Consider the following 18,012-nt stretch of genomic DNA (forward strand, 5'->3'; position numbering starts at 1 on the left):
TCCGATCGCATCACCCCTGCTGCATCCGCCTTGCGCGCCGCCGCCAGTCGCTCACGGTGAGCCATACGGCCGAGACCAGGAAGTAGAGCGCACCGACGCCGGCATAGCCCGCGACGTTTGCGATCGACGGGGACATCGGCGTCGTCGCCTGAAAGATGAAGAAGCCGCCGGCGAGCGCCGACTGACCGCCGCTGAGCACCATCGCCCATTGCGCGCCAAAACTTTTCCAGCGCCGGACCGCGGTCCCCAGCTGGAGCAAGCCGGACAGGATCGCCCAGGCGCCGAAGACGCCGAGCACCCCGTTCATGCTCGTTTGCAGGGCCACGATGACCGCGACTGATGTCGCGAGGCTGACCGCAACGTTCAGCGCCTGCGTACGATTTTGCGCGAGCCCGCCGCTGCGCAGAGCGTCCACGAAATTGGCCGCGGCGTCCCACGCCGGATAGAGCACGAGCAACGCGCCGGCGATCGCCGGAGACGACGATGCGACGGCAATCGCGGCAACGACCCAGGCAACGGAGAAGGCCGCGCGGAGGAAGTAATATTGCTTGAGCCATTGCTCGCGATCGTCACGAACGAGATCCGTTTGAAGATGAGCCATTGCTTTCATTCCTTTACCTACTAGTTGGTAGTTATTTTACGCAGCAAGACGCTCCGCCCCGATACCTGCGGGCGCCGCTGTCGTCTCGTCGATGTCCTCAGTGCTTCGTGGAGAGCCGCTCCAGCAGCGGCGCGGTGATCACACCGAACATCCTGGGATCGCCATAGGCACGTGCCGATAGCATCGCGCCATGAATGGTCGCCATGAACCCTTCAGCCTCGACCCGGGCCGCGCCGGAGAGTTTCAGCTGCCCCTTCCGCTTGCCGCGCTCCATCACCGACGTCAGCCAGGACGCCAGCGAACGGAAATGCGAGCGGACTTCGAGCGCCACCTCCTCCGGCAGGATCGGGAGTTCGCTGGCGAGCAGCGCGCAGACGCAGAAGGGCGCCGTTGCATCGCCGATGCACGCTTCCCAATACGCCACGTAGCCTTTGAGCTGCTCGCGCGGGTCCGGAACATTGCGCTCGAGCGCCGCCAGCCCTGCTTCGGCCTCCTCGCGATAGCGCGACACCAGGGTGCGGACCAGATCGACCTTGCTGGCGAAATGGTGGTGGATGCTCGGCTTGCGGATGCCGACGATGTCGGCGACGTCGGCATAGCTGAAGCCGTTGTAGCCGCCCGCGATGATCAACGTGCGGGCGCAAGCCAGGATGTCGGCGGCGGTCGAGGAAACATTGGTCATGACCCATGACTACCTACCAGTTGGTAGGGCGTCAAGCACCGGGTGCTTCACTCCCCCGTGAGTGGTAGGAGCCTCAAATGACTATTCGTCCGATCGTTCGCTACCCCGACCGCCGCCTCGCCATGCCCGCGCGGCCCGTCACCGCCTTCGACGATGGCTTGCGCGAGCTCGCAGCCGATCTGCTGGAGACGATGCGCGCCGCGCCCGGCATCGGCATCACGGCGCCGCATATCGGCGTGCCCTTGCGCGTTGTCGTGCTCGAGCTCGACGCCAAGGCGGGCCCGCAGACCTACGTCAATCCCGTGATCGAATGGGCCTCGCCCGAGATGATCCTGCACAAGGAAGGCAGCGTCTCGATGCCCGGCGTCAATAACGAGGTGCAGCGCCACGCCCGGGTGCGGATCGGCTACTGGGATCTCGACGGCAACGCGCAAAGCGAGGAGTCCGAGGCCTTGCGCGCCGTCTGCCATCAGCACGAGATCGACCAGCTCGACGGGATGTTCTGGATCCAGCGGCTGTCGCGGCTCAAACGCGAGCGGCTGGTGAAGAAGTTCGAGAAGATGGCGCGGACTTCGCCGATCCCGTAGGGCGGATTAGCGAGGCGTAATCCGCCATCCATCAGCGCGACGTGACGAGAGATGGCGGATTACGCCAGCGGACTGCGCTTCGCGCAGCCGCGGGCTAATCCGCCCTACAGAGCGCATTACTTCAGTGGCAGGAAAACGTCCGCGATGGCCTCATGCTCCGGCACCTCCGGGAACAGGCTGAGCCGCTGGCAGTAGATCGGGAAGTCGCGCGCTTCCTCGCCGCTGGCCGGAAGCCAGTCGCGATAGAGATAGGGCGCGGCGGGCTCCAGATTGTCGGTGAAGCCGACGACGCGCAGCACCGCGCAGCGTCCGCCGGGGATCTCGCCGGCCTTGATCTCTTCGCCATTCGGCTCGATCGGCTGGTCGGTCCCGACGCAGAGGTCGATGCTATATTCGTCCTGCTGCACCGGACGCCCCTCGGAGTTCCAGACATTGAAGGTCGGACTGGTCCTGGGGTGCAGGCCGGCGGCCTTGCGCCACGCGATGAACCGCCGGATCGTGTCACCAAGCGTCTCAGGACTTCCCCGATGCTCCAAGATCGCGACCCGCGTGGGGTGCACATCGCGGATCGTCACGTCATCAGTGGTAAAATTCTTCTGCATGAGCTTGCTCCTCGCGTTGTCGAGAGGCCCGAAGGCCGCAAGCCACGGCTCCCAGTCCGGCGATTTCCGGAACGACGACGGCGATTGCCCGAACCGTTGCCGAAAGGCGCGGGCGAAGGCGTCAGGCGCGTCGTAGCCGGCATCCATCGCGATGTCGGTGACATCGAGGCCGTCGACATAGGCCAGCTGATGCGACGCGCGCTTCAGCCTGGCCAGTTGGACATAGCGATGCACCGACAACCCGAAGGTCGCCGAAAACTGCCGGTGGAAGTGAAATTTCGAGAAGGCTGCGACGTCGCTCAACGTATCCAGGTCCAGATCCGTGTCGAGGTGCCGGTCGATATGATCGAGCACACGCCGCATCCGGGCCTGATAATTTCGCAATGCCGCCGTCATCGTCCCTCCTCCGTGGCGGCTTGAGTTAGGCGAAGATCGACGTGACGTGCTCGACCGATCTTGCGGTTCGGCAGAAACGTGTAGGATGGGTAGAGCGCAGCGAAACCCATCGGATTAATGTGGGTGAGCGATGATGGGTTTCGCTTCGCTCTACCCATCCTACAAGCCCCTACCCGCCCGCCATCAATTCCTTCGCCAGCGCCATATACGCCGGCAGCGTCACGGGATCATTCGCCGCATTGCCCGCGACGGGATGCGAGGCGTAGCGCGCGATCACCATCTCGGCCTTAGGATCGATGTAGATGCCCTGACCGTGAACGCCGCGCGCCATGTAGGCGCCGTGCGCGTTGTGCGTGACCCACCATTGATTGCGGTAGGACGCGCCGGGCAACGTGGTGTAGCCGGCCGGCTTGAATTTTTCGGGATCGCCGCCGCGCGCGATGTCCTCGACGACTTGTGACGGCACGATCTGGCGGCCGTTGAAGCCGCCATGGTTCCGGATGGTCTCGCCGAAGCGCGCGAGATCGCGCAGCGTGGTGGAGAGGCCGCCGCCGCCGCTCTCGGTGCCGATGCGGTCGACGTGATAATGCGCATCTTCCTCTGCACCCATCGGCTGCCAGATCCGCTCGGAGAGCAGATCGGACAGCGTCATGCCGCTGGCGCGCCTGATGATCCAGGCCAGCACGTCGGAATTGACGGTCTTGTAGGCAAACGCCTTGCCGTGCTCGCCCTGCTTCGTCTGCGCAATGAGGAAATCGAAAATGTTGGTGGCGCCGTCATAGTCCGGCGGGATCGGCGCCATGCCGTTGGCGCGCCGCAGGCCCCAGACGTGCGAATTCTTGTCGGTGTAGACTTCGGTGTATTCGAGCCCGGTGGTCATATCCATGGCCTCGTGCACGCGCGCATCACCAAATGCGCTCGCCTTCAGCTCCGGCACGTAGTCCGTAACAGGCGCCTGCGGATCGATCTTGCCCTCGGCGATCAAGATGCCGGCGAGCGTGCCGGTGAACGACTTCGTCACGGACATCGCGATATGCGGCTTGTGCGGCTTCAGCGCGCCGAAATAGCGCTCATAGATCAGCTTGCCCCGATGCAGCACCGCGATGCCGTCGGCATACGTCTCCTCCAGCATCTTCGCGAAGGTCATGGGACGTCCGTCCATCGTGGTCGAGGCGACCGCACCGATGTCCTGCTCCGCACACGGCAGCACGGAGGCAGGCCCCGCGCCGCGCCAGACATTCACCGTCGGCACCAGCTGGCGGATGTTGCTCCAGGCCCAGCGCAGCTCGGGGAAATTGCGGAAGGAGCCGTCCTGGAAGGTGATGAGGCGGTCGGGAGACGGCGGGAAGCCGCGCATGTAGCCGAGGGGTTCGGGGTCGGATTCTGCGGGGGGATTGGTGGACGGGACGGACATCAACACGGACTCCAGAGATGGCAGCCCCAATTCGTATCATGTGCGCGACCAGCGCACATCCAACGTTTGCGACGGGAGGACCGGCGGAAGAAGCGCAGTGCTGATAATCTTTCACCTATTGCTTGAAGCAATTTTCGCGGTGCCACTTTAGAAAATGCGGGTGCGGGCGATCCGATAGGCGCTGGGGCGCACTAGCACGGCCTGTCTTGTTGATCATCGATCGCACCCCGTCGACATCGTTGGTATGGCGCGAGATCAGAATCTCCAGATCGTCAGCGAGACTGATGAGGCCGCGATCAAACATCCAGTGCGCTGTACCTGAAAGAGCGATGCCATTGCTGATGACATCCGGCCCGTTGGCTTCAACAGGTCTTATATGAGCAGCGGCGACTTCCGCGCGCCCCATTCCATTGATGAGCTTCAAACCGGTAACTGCGCAGCGCTCATCGTAAGCGCGAAGCACGATGCGGCGAAAAACTCGATCGCGCAGAACTCTCGACACAGTTAAGTTGACGCGGTCGCGCTCCTGTTCGAATTGGAACGGCGCCTGCGTCTCATTGAGATCGAGCGGTCGGATATCGTCGTCACGCCGCGGCAGCAGCGGAGCATTCTCAGCAAGACCGAGTTCGCAAATTCTATTGAAATCGTCAGGCGAGATCGGACGGACCGCCGACTGAGCACGTCCCGAAATTCGTCCGTGCTCATTCAAGACACCGCGCTCAACGGGACCATTCGGCCCGTTGAAAGAAACCGTATTGGCAAAATCGAGATAACTTCCGGCCTCAATCAGAGCGAGATACATGCCCGCAGTCCCGGGGTCGGGAATAACTTGCTGAACCCGAGCAATCGCAAAATAGCCGCGCGTCTCGGTGACCTTGCTCGGTTCATAATAGATGATCCAGTCGCCGATGCAGGCTTCAACACGACGCAAGTACTGACTGGGAAACTGGTATCGTTCAGCGGGGCTGTCATCGTAGATCGAATCTGATCGATGGATGAATACCCCAAATCCCATGATCTAGGCGAAGCCGCCTGTGTTGAGCATTAGGGATCGATTCGGCACACCCCTACTCCCACTCAATCGTCCCAGGCGGCTTGCTCGTCACGTCATACACCACCCTATTCACGCCCTTCACCTCGTTGATGATGCGCGTTGCGGTCTCGCCCAGGAACTTCATGTCGAACTGGTAGAAGTCCGCGGTCATGCCGTCGGTTGAGGTCACGGCGCGGAGGCCCACAACGTAGTCGTAGGTGCGGCCGTCGCCCATGACGCCCACCGTCTTCACCGGGAGCAGCACCGCAAAAGCCTGCCAGATGTCGTCGTAGAGGCCGTGCTTGCGGATCTGGTCGATGTAGACGGCATCGGCCTTGCGCAGGATGTCGAGCTTGTCCTTCGTGATGTCGCCGGGGCAGCGGATGGCGAGGCCCGGGCCCGGGAACGGGTGACGGCCGACGAAGATCTCGGGCAGGCCGAGCTCGTAGCCGAGCTTGCGCACCTCGTCCTTGAACAACTCGCGCAAGGGCTCGACGAGCTTCATGTTCATGCGCTCGGGCAGACCGCCGACATTGTGGTGCGACTTGATCGTCACCGAGGGGCCGCCGGTGAAGGAGACGCTCTCGATCACGTCGGGGTAGAGCGTGCCCTGCGCCAGGAAGTCGGCGCCGCCGAGCCTCTTGGCTTCCTGCTCGAACACCTCGATGAAGAGCCGGCCGATGGTCTTGCGCTTCTTCTCGGGATCGGTGACGCCTTCGAGCTCGCCCAAAAACTGTTTTGAGGCATCCACGTGCACGAGCGGGATGTTGTAGTGGTGGCGGAACAGGTCGACGACAGTCTTGGCCTCATCAAGGCGCAGCATGCCGTGATCGACGAACACGCAGATGAGCTGGTCGCCAATGGCTTCATGAATCAGCACGGCCGCGACGGCTGAATCGACGCCGCCGGAGAGGCCGCAGATCACCTTGCCCTTGCCGACCTGGGCGCGGATCTTTGCGATCTCTTCCTCGCGGAAGGCGCGCATGGTCCAGTCGCCGGTGAGGCCGGCGATCTTGCGCACGAAGTTACGGATCAGCTTTGCGCCGTCGGGCGTGTGCACCACTTCGGGGTGGAACATCAGGCCATAGTACTTGCGCTTCTCGTCCTGGATGATCGCGAAGGGCGCGTTCGGCGAGGTGCCGGCAACGCTGAAGCCGGGCGGCATCTTGGTGATGCGATCGCCATGGCTCATCCAGACCTGGTTCTTGCTGCCCGACGACCAGACGTCCTCGAACAGCTGGCTGTCGGCCTTGACCTCGACATCGGCGCGGCCGAATTCACGGTGATGGCCGCCCTCGACCTCGCCGCCGAGCTGGGCCGCCATGGTCATTTGGCCGTAGCAGATGCCCATCACGGGCACGCCGGAGGCGAAGATCAGCTGCGGGGCGCGGGGGGAGCCTGCCTCATGCACCGACTCCGGGCCCCCGGAGAGAATCACCGCTTTCGGCTTCATCTCCTTGAAGGCTTCTTCGGCCTTGTTGAACGGGACGATCTCGCAATAAACGCCGTCCTCGCGCACGCGACGCGCAATCAGCTGCGTCACCTGGCTGCCGAAGTCGACGATGAGAATCTTGTCGTGCGCCGAGGCCACGGAGGGCGTCGACGCGGAGCGGTCGTTCTGTGCTGCTGTCATGGCCAGCAGATACGCGACCACGCCCCTGCCCGCAACCGCGCGGGCCGCGCGCCCACATTCTTCTTTGGGCATGGACAAATCAAAATAGGTAAGTATTATTGACCTATATGTGCCTCCACATCACAGACGGGCCGATCAGGGAGACCGCCCATGTCACAGCACCATCCGCCATCAACGCTTGCCGCGCTCGGCCGGACCTGGGTCGAGGCCTGGAATGCCCGCGATCTCGAGCGCGTGCTCACGCTTTACGACGACGCCGCCGTGATGACCTCGGACCGGATCCCGGTGATGGGATTTGACGCCAGTGGCACCGTGCGCGGCAAGGATGCCTTGCGGGCGTATTGGAGCAAGGCGCTCGGGCTGCTGCCGGAGCTGCACTTTTCGCTGATCGACGTGTTCGTGAGCCCGGATAGCGTGGTGGTGTTTTACGAGAACGAGCGGGGCAAGCGGATCTGCGAATATCTGCGGGTGAATGATGCGGGGCTGATCGTGCAGGGATCGGCTAATCATTTGCCGCATTGAGGGCTGTCGCATCGTCCACAACTGTCATGCCCCGGCTTGACCGGGGCATCCAGTACGCCGCAGCATCTCCGCATCACATCGCGGCCTCTGGAATACTGGATCGCCCGATCAAGTCGGGCGATGACAGCGCGTGTGAGGCACGATCACCGCTACACAAGGACCCCACCATGAAGCTCCCCACCTCACCCTTCACCGTCACCGACTGGAGCAAGGTCGAGGCCACCACGCATCCCGGGGAGACCGGGCACGCGCTATGGCGCACGCTCAACATCGGCGATCTCCGGGTGCGGATGGTGGAGTATTCGCCGGGCTATCTCGCCGATCATTGGTGCGACCGCGGCCACGTGCTGTACGTGCTCGCGGGCGAACTCGACAGCGAGCTGCGCGACGGGCGCAAGTTCAAGCTGACGCCGGGCATGAGCTACCAGGTCTCGGATTTCGGCGACGCCGCGCATCGCTCATCGACGGCGACGGGAGCTACTCTCTTCATCGTGGACTGACGGAACCGCTCGGTGTGCAGCGCAAAATAGCAAACTGCGCGGCGCTCGCTGTGGGCGCGTGCCGCCTTGAAGTTGCCCCAAAAAATCGCTAGATTGTGAACATCGATCCTTGGCCGAACGACTGGGCCGCTCCGTCTCATTTCAATGGGCGAGCACGTTTCAGGTATTTCTCCAAAATCGACCAACCGGGATGATGGGCGCAGTAATGTGCATTTGTCCCCCTGAGTGCATCGTCAATTGAAAGGAAATGACTATGGCAATGGGCACCGTGAAGTGGTTCAACAACCAAAAGGGCTTCGGCTTCATCCAGCCGGATGACGGCGCAAAGGACGTCTTCGTTCACATCAGCGCCGTCGAGCGCGCTGGTCTGAGCACCCTCAATGAGGGCCAGAAGGTCTCCTTCGACATCGTTGCGGACCGCCGCAGCGGCAAGTCCTCGGCCGACAACCTCCGCGCCGGCTAGTTGACCGCGACATTCGCGATCTGACCACGGACGTACCGGCAGATCGTTGAGTTCAGAGACCCCGCGACCGGGCTTCCGGTTCGCGGGGTTTTTGTTTGCGCTGTCATTCCGGGGCTCGCGAAGCGAGAGCCCGGAATCCATTGATCCGCGGAATCAGCCGCCCGATGGATTCCGGGCTCGCCCTTCGGGCGCCCCGGAATGACGGGCGAGCAAGATCAGCCGCCCTTTTTCAGAACGGACACGAAGAACCCGTCCGTCCCGGTCCGCCTTGGCGTCATCAGCCAGCCCTCGTCCGACTGCAGCGCGGCTTGCCCAAATGCCTCGGCCTTGTCCCAGAGCACGCTCGCGGTCTGCTCCGGCGGCACCACCGCGAATTCCGGATGCTTCGCGACGAAGGCCCTCACCTGCTCGCCGTTTTCCTCAGGCAAGACCGAGCAGGTGATGTAGGCGATGCGGCCGCCGGCCTTCACCAGCGGCACGGCGCGCTCCAGCACCTCGGCCTGGTCCTTCAAGCGAATCTCCAGCGCGCCCGGGCGCATGCGCCATTTGGCATCGGGATTGCGACGCCAGGTTCCGGTTCCCGTACACGGCGCGTCGATGACGACGAGGTCGGCGGTCGCGCGGATATCGGCGAGCGGATCGGCCTCGCCCTTGGGCGTGCGGACATCGGCATTGTGGACGCCGGCGCGCGACAGCCGCTCGTGGATCGGTGCGAGCTGACGCTTGTCGCTGTCGGTCGCGATCAGCCGGCCCTTGCCCTGCATCATCGCCGCCAGCGCCAGCGTCTTGCCGCCGGCGCCGGCGCAGAGATCGATCACCTGCTCGCCCGGTTTTGCCGCGGTGAGAAGGGCCGCAAGCTGCGATCCTTCATCCTGCACTTCAACGCCGCCCTTGATGAAGTCCTCTTCCGCCTGGATGCCGGGATTGCGCGCATCGGCCGAAAGCGCGATGCGCAGGCCATTTGGCGACCATTGCGTCGGTTTCGCATGAAGATGAGCAAGCGCCTTCAGCACCTTGTCGCGATTGGATTTTAGCGTGTTGACGCGCAGGTCGAGCGGCGCCCGGCTCGCCATCGCCACGGCCTCCGCCGCGCGGTCCTCGCCGAACACCTTGGCGAGATGGGAATCCAGCCATTCGGGGTAGTCGCCGGCGATCGCGGTGGGCGCATCTTTCAGGGACCGCGAGGCAAGTGCGGCCTCCTCGGCCGCCGTCAGCGGCTCGGGTGCAAACCGGCTGCCGTCGAACAAGGCAGCCATGGTGGCGGTGTCCATGTTCCGCTCGAGGCGGAGCATGCCGATCAGCCGCGCGCGGGCCGAATCGGAGCCCATCAGGAACGCGCTGGAGGAAAACCGGCGCAGCACGTCCCAGACCAGGCCGGCAATGGCAGCGCGGTCGCCGGAGCCGGCAAAGCGGTGCGCGGTGCCCCACTCCTTCAGCGCTTTCGCTGCGGGCACGCGGTCGCGTTCGATGGTGTCGATCAGTTCGATGGCTGCGGACAGCCGGGCTGCGGGCGTCATTTGAAGCTTTCAGATCAGGTCCGACGGCGCGATTTTAAGATCGCGCTCTAAGGGTTTGTTATTGCGCATGATCTTGTCGGAAAACCGGTGGCCACTTTTCCGGATCATGCGCGGGTCAGATCAGCAACAGAATTTTGAGTGCGAAGTAGATCCACATCGCCAGCAGCACCAGCACGCCGGCGAGCCAGACCGACGAGCGCCGGCCGAGATCGTTCGAGGTCACGAACACGCCGGCATGGGCAAAGCGCGTCACCACGAACACCCAGGACATCAGCACGATGAAGAGATCGGCGTGGCGGAGCGGCAGCGCCAGCGCGATCAGCGCATAGAACAGCACCGGCAGTTCGAACTGGTTGCGGTAGCAATTGGCGACCTGGGTGGCGCCCTTCGGCCAGTTCGGCTCGCCGAGCGCAATGTCGCGGATCTTGGTCTCGCCCGAGACCAGCGCATTCCGGCGCCCGAACACCATGCCGAGCAGGAGCGCGAAGGTGAGGCCGACCTGCACGAAGACCGGCAGCAGGACCATTTGAACAGACATCGGAACTTTCCCGTGAGGCGGCGTGCCGCAGCCCGTCATTAGCCGCGACTTCTGGCGCTGACAATCAACCAGTTGAACCGGCGTTCCCGCATCTGCGACCAACTGCCGGTCATTCAAGCGATTTTGGCCCCCTGGAGCCCGGCGAGAGAGCGCCAAGAGAGCAGCATGAACACCCTGCCCAGCCTTTGGACCGAATCCGCCGACGGCCAGCTCGGCATCTGGATGTCGGCGCTGGCCGGCATCGCGGCAGCACTCGCGGTCGCGCTGGCAATGACCGTGTATTTCCGGCTGGGATACCGGACCTGGCGCGACGTCGTCAGGCACGGCCTGGCCGTGCTCGCCGCCCTCGCCCTGCTCGCCTTTGCCGCCTACGACATGCGCCACGCCGCGCTCGCCTATCTCGGCCTCAACCCGTCCAAGCCCGCGGTCGAGTTCGAGATCCGCATGCCGCGCGAAACGCTCGCGGCGGTCACCGCCGACACCCAGATCGAATTGCACACCGACCGCAACCAGACCCTCGCTCTGGTCAACGGCGTCAGCGATCTCACCGACGGACGCGCGTTGCTGCGCGGCGCGGTCGCGCTCAACCATCGCACCGCCGACCGGATGCTGGTGGTGAACCTGCCCGGCAAGGGCACGTTCGAATTCCGCCTGCGCCTGCCCGCCGAGCCGCATCGCACCGAGCAGTTCGGCCCCTGGCATCTCGCCGACCGCATCGCCTCGCCGCTTGCAGGCGCCGTCGCGCCGCAGGACGACTACACGATCCGCTATCGCGTGCTTTAAACTTTGTTCGATCGCAGGTTTTGCGCGCGCGTCATCGTTCCGACGTTTGCGCCGGCGATACTTCGCCCATGTCCGAATTTCGCCTCACCCAGATTTCCGACACCCATCTCGGCCGGCGCTTTCCCGGCCTGATCGCGAACTTCCATCGCGTCAGCGAGCACATCACCGCTGGCAGGCCTGATCTCGTCATCAACACCGGCGATGTGTCCTTCGACGGTCCGACAAGCCGCGACGATATGCAGTTTGCAAAGGGCCTGCACGACGCGCTGCCCGTCGACTGCCGCTATGTTCCGGGCAATCACGACATCGGCGACAACCCCACCGCGATCGGGCCTGCGCCCAAGCCGCCGGTCGCGGAAGCACACCGCCAGCAGTTCCGCGACATCATCGGCGAGGATCATTGGTCGTTCGAGGCCGCGGGCTGGCGCTTCATCGGTCTCAACTCGCTCGCGATGAATTCAGGGCTCGCGTTCGAGGCCGAGCAGTTCGACTGGCTCGCTTCAGACATTTCGCGCGTGAACGGCAAACCGGTCGCGCTGTTCATCCACAAGCCGCTGTTTCTCAACCTGCCCGACGACCCGGAAACTCCTGAGACCTCGATCCGCTACGTACCGCAGCCGGCGCGCGCGCGGCTGATCGAGATGTTTGCGCATGTTGATCTCCGTCTGATCGCCAGCGGTCACGTGCACCAGCGTCGCGACTTCACGTTCCGCCACACGCGCCACGTCTGGGCCCCGTCGGCGGGCTTCAAGATCAACGACGCCCGGCAGGACCGGATCGCAATCAAGGAGACCGGCCTCGTCGAGTACCGCTTCGCCCCTGATAGCTTCGAAGTCCGCCACGTCCGCGCCGCCGGCCAGGTCGATGTCGATATCGAAGAGCTGTTCGCCCAGATGGGCGGCGAGCACTAGCTCAACGCGCGGGCACCCAGCTCTACCTAATTACCTCTCTGCTTCAAATTTGGCCTTGGGATGCTTGATTTTGCCTAATGACAACGTTGTCACCAACACATATCGTTCCCTTCAGCGGTCAAGAGCCGCGCGAGGGAGTAACGATGCAGCTTTTGTCCCGGTGGGATAACCAGCGCCTGTCCACGACAACGCGGGGCATTCCCGTGGTCGATGGCCTCGCTGCCGAGGACGTTGGCAGCCAAGGCTGGCTGCCGGCACGGGGCGACCTCGCACTGCCCGCCCTCACGCTCGATGAGACCGCCTTCGCCGCCAATCGCGACCTCTTCCTGCGTTGGTGCCGGAGCGCCGGCGTTGCCGTTGCGCCCCACGCCAAGACGCCGATGTCGCCGGAACTCGCACGCTCGCTGCGCGAGGCCGGCGCCTGGGGCACGACCGTTGCCAATATCCAGCAGGCCGCCGTGCTGCTTGGTCATGGCGAGCGGCGGCTGCTGCTGGCCAACGAAATCGGCGGGCTCGCGGCCGGCCGGCGGCTCGGCGCGCTGCTGAGCGCCTATCCCGATGTCGAGCTTCACGCTTTCGCCGATTCACCGGCCGCAGTCGCAGCGCTGGCCGAGGCGGCGCGCGTCGCTGACCGGCACGAGCTCTCGGTGCTGATCGAGCTCGGCGCAGGCCGCGCCGGCGCGCGCGATCGCATCGCGGTCGAGGCAACGATTGCCGCGGTGCTCGCCACCGATCGCCTCGTGCTCGGCGGCGTTGCTGCTTACGAAGGCGCGGTCGCGACACTCGATGCCGACGAGACCATGCAGGCGATTGCAGCGCTGATGGAGCGCACCATCGCGGCGTTCGCCATGGTCCGCGCCGCCGCCCCGCGCCTGCCGCTGCTCCTCAGCGCCGGCGGGTCCGCCTATTTCGATGTCGTGGCCCGCGCGCTCGCACCAGCCGCGCAGGCTGATGGCCATGCGACCGTCGTCCTGCGCTCCGGTGCGTTGTTCTTCGCCGATCACGGCATCTATGCCCGCGCCTTCGCAGAGCTCGACCGGCGTGGCGGTCTCGTCATCGACGGCACGCACCACTCCGCGGCGGAAAGCTTTCGTCCCGCGCTGACGCTCTGGGCCGAGGTCCTGTCGCGCCCCGAAGCCGGGCTTGCGATTGCCGGCTTCGGCATGCGCGACGCCTCGTTCGATCAGGGACTGCCGCAGCCGTTGCACATCTTTCGCGACGGCGTCGAACAGAAAGGACTTGTCGCAAGCGTGTCAGTCACGCGCCTCAACGACCAGCATGCGTTCCTGTCCATCGCGCCCGGTTGCCCGCTCGACGTCGGAGACGTCATCGCCTTCGGCATCTCGCATCCCTGCACCTGCCTCGATCGCTGGCGCGTGATTTTTGGCGTCGATGCCGCCGGCACCGTGACGCGCGCACTTCCCACCCAGTTCGGTTGAGCGGCTCATGAACTTCCTCCCGCTCTGGCGCTATCAGAACCAGCTCATCGACGGGGCCATCGTCACGCTCGAGCTGACGACGATCGCGGCGGTCGCCGGGCTCCTGATCGGCATTGCCGGCGCGGTTGCACTGAAGGGTCGCATCGCAGCGCTGCGCTGGCTGGTGCGCGGTTACATCGAGCTATTCCGCAACACGCCGTCGCTGATCCAGATCTTCATCATCTTTTTCGTGCTGCCGACCTTCGGCCTGAAGCTCCCGGCCTTCGAATCCGCCGCGGTCGCCCTCTCGCTCTATTTCGGTGCCTATTCTGTCGAGATCATCCGCTCGGGGCTCGACTCCATTCCGCGAAGCCAGGTCGAAGCGGGGCAATGCCTCGGGCTGTCCGGCTGGCAGGTGTTCCGCCACATCGTGTTGCCGCCGGCCCTGCGCAACGCCTATCCGGCCGTGACCAGCCAGTTCGTCCTGCTGCTGCTCGGCACCTCGCTCGCCTCGCAGGTCGCCGCCGACGAGCTGTTTCATGTCGCCGGCTTCATCGAGAGCCGCACCTATCGCAGCTTCGAGGTCTACGCGGTGATCTGCGTGGTCTATTTCGCGATGGCGATGGCGTTCAAGGCGCTGTTCGCCATCATCGCGGCGGCCGCCTTCCGCTGGCCGCGGCGAAGGTAGGGACGAAGCGATGCGATCCTTCACCCTCATCGATTTCGTCTCGCTGTTTTCGGCCCTGCGCTGGACCGTCGCGCTGGTCGCACTCGCGCTCACGTTCGGTGCGCCGTTGGCGCTCGGCCTCGCGCTCGGGCGCATCAGCCGCTTCAACGGCCTGCGCTGGACGATGGCGGCGCTGATCCAGGTGATCCAGAGCGTGCCGCTGCTCGGGCTGTTGTTCTTCTTCTATTTCGGCATGCCGGTTTTCCTCGGCATCCAGGTGCCCGCGATCGTCGCGGTCACCGTCGCCTACACGCTCTACACCGCCGCCTTCCTCGGCGAGATCTGGCGCGGCGGCCTCGAGGCGGTGAAGCAGGCGCAATGGGAGGCCGGTGCCTGCCTCGGCCTCTCCGCCTGGCAGCAGTTCCGCCACATCATCGCGCCGCAGGCGCTGCGGCTGTCGCTGCCGCCGACCGTCGGCTTCCTGGTGCAGCTGATCAAGGGCACCTCGCTCGCCTCGATCGTCGGCTTCGTCGAGCTTGCCCGCGCCGGACAAGTGGTGAGCGCGGCGACGTTCCAGCCGCTGCTCACCTACGCGCTCGTCGCCGCGATCTACTTTGCGCTGTGCCTGCCGCTCACGCTCTGGTCCCGCTCCTTGGAGGCCCGCCTCGATGGCTCTCGTTGAAATCCGCGACGTGCACAAGACATTCGGCAAGGTCGAGGTGCTCAAGGGCGTCTCGCTCGAAGTCGAGGAAGGCGAGATCGTCACGATCATCGGCCGCTCTGGCTCGGGCAAGTCGACGCTGCTCCGCTGCATCAACGCGCTGGAGAGCGTCGATTCCGGCGAGATCCGCGTCGAGGGCGAGAGGGTCCACGCCAAAATGCCCGACCTGAAGAAGTTTCGTCAGCGCGTCGGCATTGTGTTCCAGGCCTTCAACCTGTTTCCGCATCTGAAGGTCGAGCGCAACATCACGCTCGCCCCACTGCTCACCGGCCGCACCGACAAAGCGAAAGCACGTGCGCTGGCGCAGGACGTGCTGACCCGCGTCGGCCTCGCCGACAAGATCGACGCCTGGCCCGAGCAGCTCTCCGGCGGCCAGCAGCAGCGCGTCGCGATCGCACGCTGCCTCGCCATGGCCCCTCACCTCATGTTGTTCGACGAGGTGACCTCCGCGCTCGACCCCGAGCTTGTCGGTGAAGTCTTGAAGGTGATGGAGGCGATGGCCAGGCAAGGCATGACCATGATCCTGGTCACGCATGAGATGGGCTTTGCCCGCAACGTCGCCAACCGCATCGTCTTCATGCACCAGGGCCGCGTCTGGGAACAGGGACCGCCGGCAAAACTGTTCGCCAACCCCGAGACATCAGAGCTCGCAAGCTTCATCGCCTCGTCGAAATGAACATCAACCCATCCGCCACCAGGAGACCGTCATGAGACCACTGAAGTCCCTCTTTGCGATCGCAGCCACGGCTCTCGCCGTTCTCGCGGTACCGACCCTAGCGCAAGCCGACAAGCTCCAGGACGTACTCGGCTCCGGCAAGCTCCGCGTCGGCATCCTCACCGATGCCGCCCCCTGGGGCTTCAAGGACGATAAGGGCGAGATCGCGGGCCTCGACGCCGACCTCGCGCGGCTGATTGCCGCCGACATGGGCGTGAAGCTCGAGCTGGTCCCGGTGACGGGCGCGGCACGCATCCCGAGCCTGCTCTCGGACAAGATCGACATCCTGATCGCGGGCCTCGGCGCCACGCCCGAGCGCGCCCAGCAGGTGATGTTCTCGCAGCCCTATGCGGTGGTGAATCTCGGCGTCTATGGTGCCAAGTCGATTCCGGCCGCCACCGGCAAGAAGCCCGACAATCTGGAGGGGCGCACCGTCGCGGTCGCCAAGGGCACGACGCTCGACGTCTGGCTCACCGACAACGCGCCCAAGGTCAAGCTGGTGCGCTTCGAGGACACGCCGGCCGCGCTCGCCGCGTTCCTCGCGGGACAAGCCGATACCTTCGCCGAGAACAGCGCCATCGCGATCAAGGTGCAGGAGCAGAACCCGACCAAGGAGGTCGAGCTGAAATTCCTGATCCGTCAGTCGCCAGCCCATGTCGGCGTCCGTCAGGGCGAGCAGAACCTGCTCAACTGGATCAACACCGACATCTTCACCAACAAGCTCAGCGGCAAGCTCGGCGCGCTGCAACTGAAGTGGTTCAAGGAAGAACAGACGCTGCCGACGCTGTAAGAACGCAACGGCTCCCGCGGTGTGCGCGGGGGCCGCTTTCACGAGGAGAATTCGAAATGATCAAACGTTATGTCGTCGGCTCGCGCATGAGCCAGGCTGTCGCCGCCGGCGGCATGGTGCACATCGCAGGTCAAGTCGCGGATGACCGCAAGGCAGGCATCGTGTCGCAGACCCAGCAGGTGCTCGCCAAGATCGACGCGCTGCTGAAGGAAGCCGGCACCGACCGCTCCAGGCTGATCGCGGTCAACGTCTTTCTGCCGCACATCATCGACTTCGACTCCATGAACTCGGTCTACGATTCCTGGATCGATCCGGCCAATCCTCCGGCGCGCGCCTGCGTCGAGGCCCGCCTCGCCGATCCCGATCTGCGCGTCGAGATGACCGCGGTCGCCCTGCTCTAAACAGCACTTCTCTCAACCTTCGGCCGTCGTCGGCGACGACGCGGCCCCGAGGCCTCCCATGCATACCGGACTATTCCACGAGATCGATTTCGAGAAGGACCAGAAATGGTCCGGCCATCTCGGCATTCCCTTCTCGATCGATCGCTCTCCCTACTATCAGCTCAAGATCCCGATCTTCCGGATCAAGAACGGCGCCGGGCCAAAGCTGCTGCTGATGGCCGGCAATCACGGCGACGAGTACGAGGGCGAGATCACGCTGACACGGCTGTATCGCCGGGTCGATGCGAAAGCCATCAAGGGCGAGATCACCATTCTTCCGTTTGCCAATTGGCCTGCGGTGATGGCGGCGCGACGGCGCTCGCCGCTCGACGAGGGCAATCTCAACCGCGCCTTCCCGGGCGATGCCGCGGGCACGCCGACGTTCCGGCTCGCCCACTTCCTCGAGCACGAGTTGTTTCCCCGCCATGACGTCGTCTTCGACATCCATTCCGGCGGCACCTCGATGGCGCATGTGCCTTGCGCGCTGATCGAGCGGCAGGGACCGCCCGAGATGTTCGCCCACGCGCTGCGACTGATGGAAGGGCTCGGCATGCCCTTCGCCTTCGTCGCCGAGAACGGCGCGGCCGCACCGACCTCGATGGCCGCCGCCGCGCGCGCGGGTGCGATCGGGCTGTCGGGTGAATTCGGCGGCGGCGGCACCGTCACGCCGCAGACGATGGCGCTGACTGCGCGCGCCGTCGATCGCCTGCTGCTGGCGCTCGGCCTGGTTCAGGCGCCGATATTGGGGCCTCACGCGCCGGTCGAACGCGCCACCGAATTGCTGGCGCTGCAAAGCCACGCGCAGGCGGTGTTCGCGACACGCCGCGGCTGGTTCGAGCCGGCGGTCACGGTCGGCGCACGGGTCAAGGCAGGTGACATCGCCGGCTGGTATCATGATTTCGAGCGACCGGAGCTGGCGGAAGAGGTGCTGCGCTTCCCTGCCGACGGCATCGTGATCTCGCAGCGCCTGCACACCGACAGCCAGAGCGGCGACTGCCTGGTCCAGGTCGGCCGCGCGCTGTCGCGCGACGAGGTGGCGCGCTGAGCTTTGGAGAGCCACCGACTTCGACTAACTTCGG

At 64.6% G+C, this 18,012-nt stretch carries 21 protein-coding genes; 13 read left to right on the forward strand and 8 right to left on the reverse strand.

Annotated elements, in window-relative coordinates; genetic code table 11:
- Positions 1-10: 10 nt before the first annotated feature.
- Together QA645_RS25140 and QA645_RS25145 are read right to left on the reverse strand one after the other, a co-directional pair.
- Positions 11-601 (reverse strand): DUF308 domain-containing protein, encoded by a 591-nt coding sequence (locus QA645_RS25140; protein ID WP_283044311.1) that lies wholly within the window; start codon positions 599-601, stop codon positions 11-13.
- Between the two features lie 97 nt (positions 602-698).
- Positions 699-1,283 carry a TetR/AcrR family transcriptional regulator gene (locus tag QA645_RS25145; RefSeq protein WP_283044312.1) on the reverse strand — a complete coding sequence of 195 codons (585 nt, stop codon included), beginning with the start codon at positions 1,281-1,283 and terminating at the stop codon, positions 699-701.
- Between the two features lie 77 nt (positions 1,284-1,360).
- Between QA645_RS25145 and QA645_RS25150 the strand changes: the two genes are divergently transcribed.
- Positions 1,361-1,870 (forward strand): peptide deformylase, encoded by a 510-nt coding sequence (locus tag QA645_RS25150; protein WP_283044313.1) that lies wholly within the window; start codon positions 1,361-1,363, stop codon positions 1,868-1,870.
- A 116-nt stretch (positions 1,871-1,986) separates the two neighbouring features.
- Here QA645_RS25150 and QA645_RS25155 read toward each other — a convergent pair whose 3' ends face one another.
- The 4 genes from QA645_RS25155 to guaA all read right to left on the reverse strand — a co-directional run bounded on the left by QA645_RS25155 (position 1,987) and on the right by guaA (position 6,948).
- Positions 1,987-2,868, reverse strand: a complete 882-nt coding sequence (locus QA645_RS25155; protein WP_283044314.1) for a GyrI-like domain-containing protein — start codon at positions 2,866-2,868, stop codon at positions 1,987-1,989.
- Between the two features lie 169 nt (positions 2,869-3,037).
- A complete protein-coding gene (locus QA645_RS25160) occupies positions 3,038-4,282 on the reverse strand; it encodes a serine hydrolase (protein WP_283044315.1) in 1,245 nt (414 codons plus the stop codon).
- A 115-nt stretch (positions 4,283-4,397) separates the two neighbouring features.
- Positions 4,398-5,297, reverse strand: coding sequence for an HNH endonuclease (locus tag QA645_RS25165; RefSeq protein ID WP_283044316.1), 900 nt, complete (start codon positions 5,295-5,297; stop codon positions 4,398-4,400).
- 52 nt (positions 5,298-5,349) lie between these two features.
- Positions 5,350-6,948 (reverse strand): glutamine-hydrolyzing GMP synthase, encoded by a 1,599-nt coding sequence (gene guaA / locus QA645_RS25170; protein ID WP_283053320.1) that lies wholly within the window; start codon positions 6,946-6,948, stop codon positions 5,350-5,352.
- Between the two features lie 150 nt (positions 6,949-7,098).
- On the opposite strand from guaA, the gene QA645_RS25175 reads away from it, so the two are divergent.
- The 3 genes from QA645_RS25175 (at position 7,099) to QA645_RS25185 (ending at position 8,433) form a co-directional block, all read left to right on the forward strand.
- Positions 7,099-7,470, forward strand: coding sequence for a nuclear transport factor 2 family protein (locus tag QA645_RS25175; RefSeq protein ID WP_283044317.1), 372 nt, complete (start codon positions 7,099-7,101; stop codon positions 7,468-7,470).
- Positions 7,471-7,637: 167 nt separating this feature from the next.
- Positions 7,638-7,970, forward strand: a complete 333-nt coding sequence (locus QA645_RS25180; protein ID WP_254193299.1) for a DHCW motif cupin fold protein — start codon at positions 7,638-7,640, stop codon at positions 7,968-7,970.
- Between the two features lie 253 nt (positions 7,971-8,223).
- On the forward strand, positions 8,224-8,433 hold the full coding sequence (locus QA645_RS25185) for a cold-shock protein (protein WP_027532363.1): 210 nt from the start codon (positions 8,224-8,226) through the stop codon (positions 8,431-8,433).
- A gap of 215 nt (positions 8,434-8,648) precedes the next feature.
- Here QA645_RS25185 and QA645_RS25190 read toward each other — a convergent pair whose 3' ends face one another.
- Together QA645_RS25190 and QA645_RS25195 are read right to left on the reverse strand one after the other, a co-directional pair.
- The gene (locus QA645_RS25190; protein ID WP_283044318.1) at positions 8,649-9,950 is read right to left on the reverse strand and encodes an RsmB/NOP family class I SAM-dependent RNA methyltransferase; all 1,302 of its coding nucleotides are present in this window, start codon (positions 9,948-9,950) and stop codon (positions 8,649-8,651) included.
- A gap of 115 nt (positions 9,951-10,065) precedes the next feature.
- Positions 10,066-10,488 (reverse strand): MAPEG family protein, encoded by a 423-nt coding sequence (locus QA645_RS25195; RefSeq protein WP_254130901.1) that lies wholly within the window; start codon positions 10,486-10,488, stop codon positions 10,066-10,068.
- A 165-nt stretch (positions 10,489-10,653) separates the two neighbouring features.
- Here QA645_RS25195 and QA645_RS25200 point away from each other — a divergent pair, with 165 nt between their 5' ends.
- From QA645_RS25200 to QA645_RS25240, 9 genes are all read left to right on the forward strand, one after another.
- Positions 10,654-11,271, forward strand: a complete 618-nt coding sequence (locus tag QA645_RS25200; protein WP_283044319.1) for an acriflavin resistance protein — start codon at positions 10,654-10,656, stop codon at positions 11,269-11,271.
- Positions 11,272-11,339: 68 nt separating this feature from the next.
- Complete coding sequence (locus QA645_RS25205) at positions 11,340-12,182, forward strand: metallophosphoesterase (protein ID WP_283044320.1); 843 nt, start codon at positions 11,340-11,342, stop codon at positions 12,180-12,182.
- A gap of 143 nt (positions 12,183-12,325) precedes the next feature.
- Positions 12,326-13,621, forward strand: a complete 1,296-nt coding sequence (locus QA645_RS25210; protein WP_283044321.1) for an amino acid deaminase — start codon at positions 12,326-12,328, stop codon at positions 13,619-13,621.
- Between the two features lie 7 nt (positions 13,622-13,628).
- The gene (locus tag QA645_RS25215) at positions 13,629-14,288 is read left to right on the forward strand and encodes an amino acid ABC transporter permease (RefSeq protein ID WP_254130897.1); all 660 of its coding nucleotides are present in this window, start codon (positions 13,629-13,631) and stop codon (positions 14,286-14,288) included.
- 10 nt (positions 14,289-14,298) lie between these two features.
- Positions 14,299-14,949 carry an amino acid ABC transporter permease gene (locus tag QA645_RS25220; RefSeq protein WP_254130896.1) on the forward strand — a complete coding sequence of 217 codons (651 nt, stop codon included), beginning with the start codon at positions 14,299-14,301 and terminating at the stop codon, positions 14,947-14,949.
- Positions 14,936-15,664, forward strand: a complete 729-nt coding sequence (locus QA645_RS25225; RefSeq protein ID WP_283044322.1) for an amino acid ABC transporter ATP-binding protein — start codon at positions 14,936-14,938, stop codon at positions 15,662-15,664. The genes QA645_RS25220 and QA645_RS25225 overlap by 14 nt, the downstream gene beginning before the upstream one ends.
- A 31-nt stretch (positions 15,665-15,695) precedes the next feature.
- Positions 15,696-16,493: a transporter substrate-binding domain-containing protein gene (locus QA645_RS25230; RefSeq protein ID WP_254130894.1), complete on the forward strand. Its 798-nt coding sequence runs from the start codon at positions 15,696-15,698 to the stop codon at positions 16,491-16,493.
- Positions 16,494-16,549: 56 nt separating this feature from the next.
- Positions 16,550-16,894: a RidA family protein gene (locus QA645_RS25235; protein WP_254130893.1), complete on the forward strand. Its 345-nt coding sequence runs from the start codon at positions 16,550-16,552 to the stop codon at positions 16,892-16,894.
- A gap of 58 nt (positions 16,895-16,952) precedes the next feature.
- Positions 16,953-17,978: a succinylglutamate desuccinylase/aspartoacylase family protein gene (locus QA645_RS25240; protein ID WP_283044323.1), complete on the forward strand. Its 1,026-nt coding sequence runs from the start codon at positions 16,953-16,955 to the stop codon at positions 17,976-17,978.
- Positions 17,979-18,012: the final 34 nt, after the last annotated feature.

This window comes from Bradyrhizobium sp. CIAT3101 (assembly GCF_029714945.1).
GTDB lineage: Bacteria > Pseudomonadota > Alphaproteobacteria > Rhizobiales > Xanthobacteraceae > Bradyrhizobium.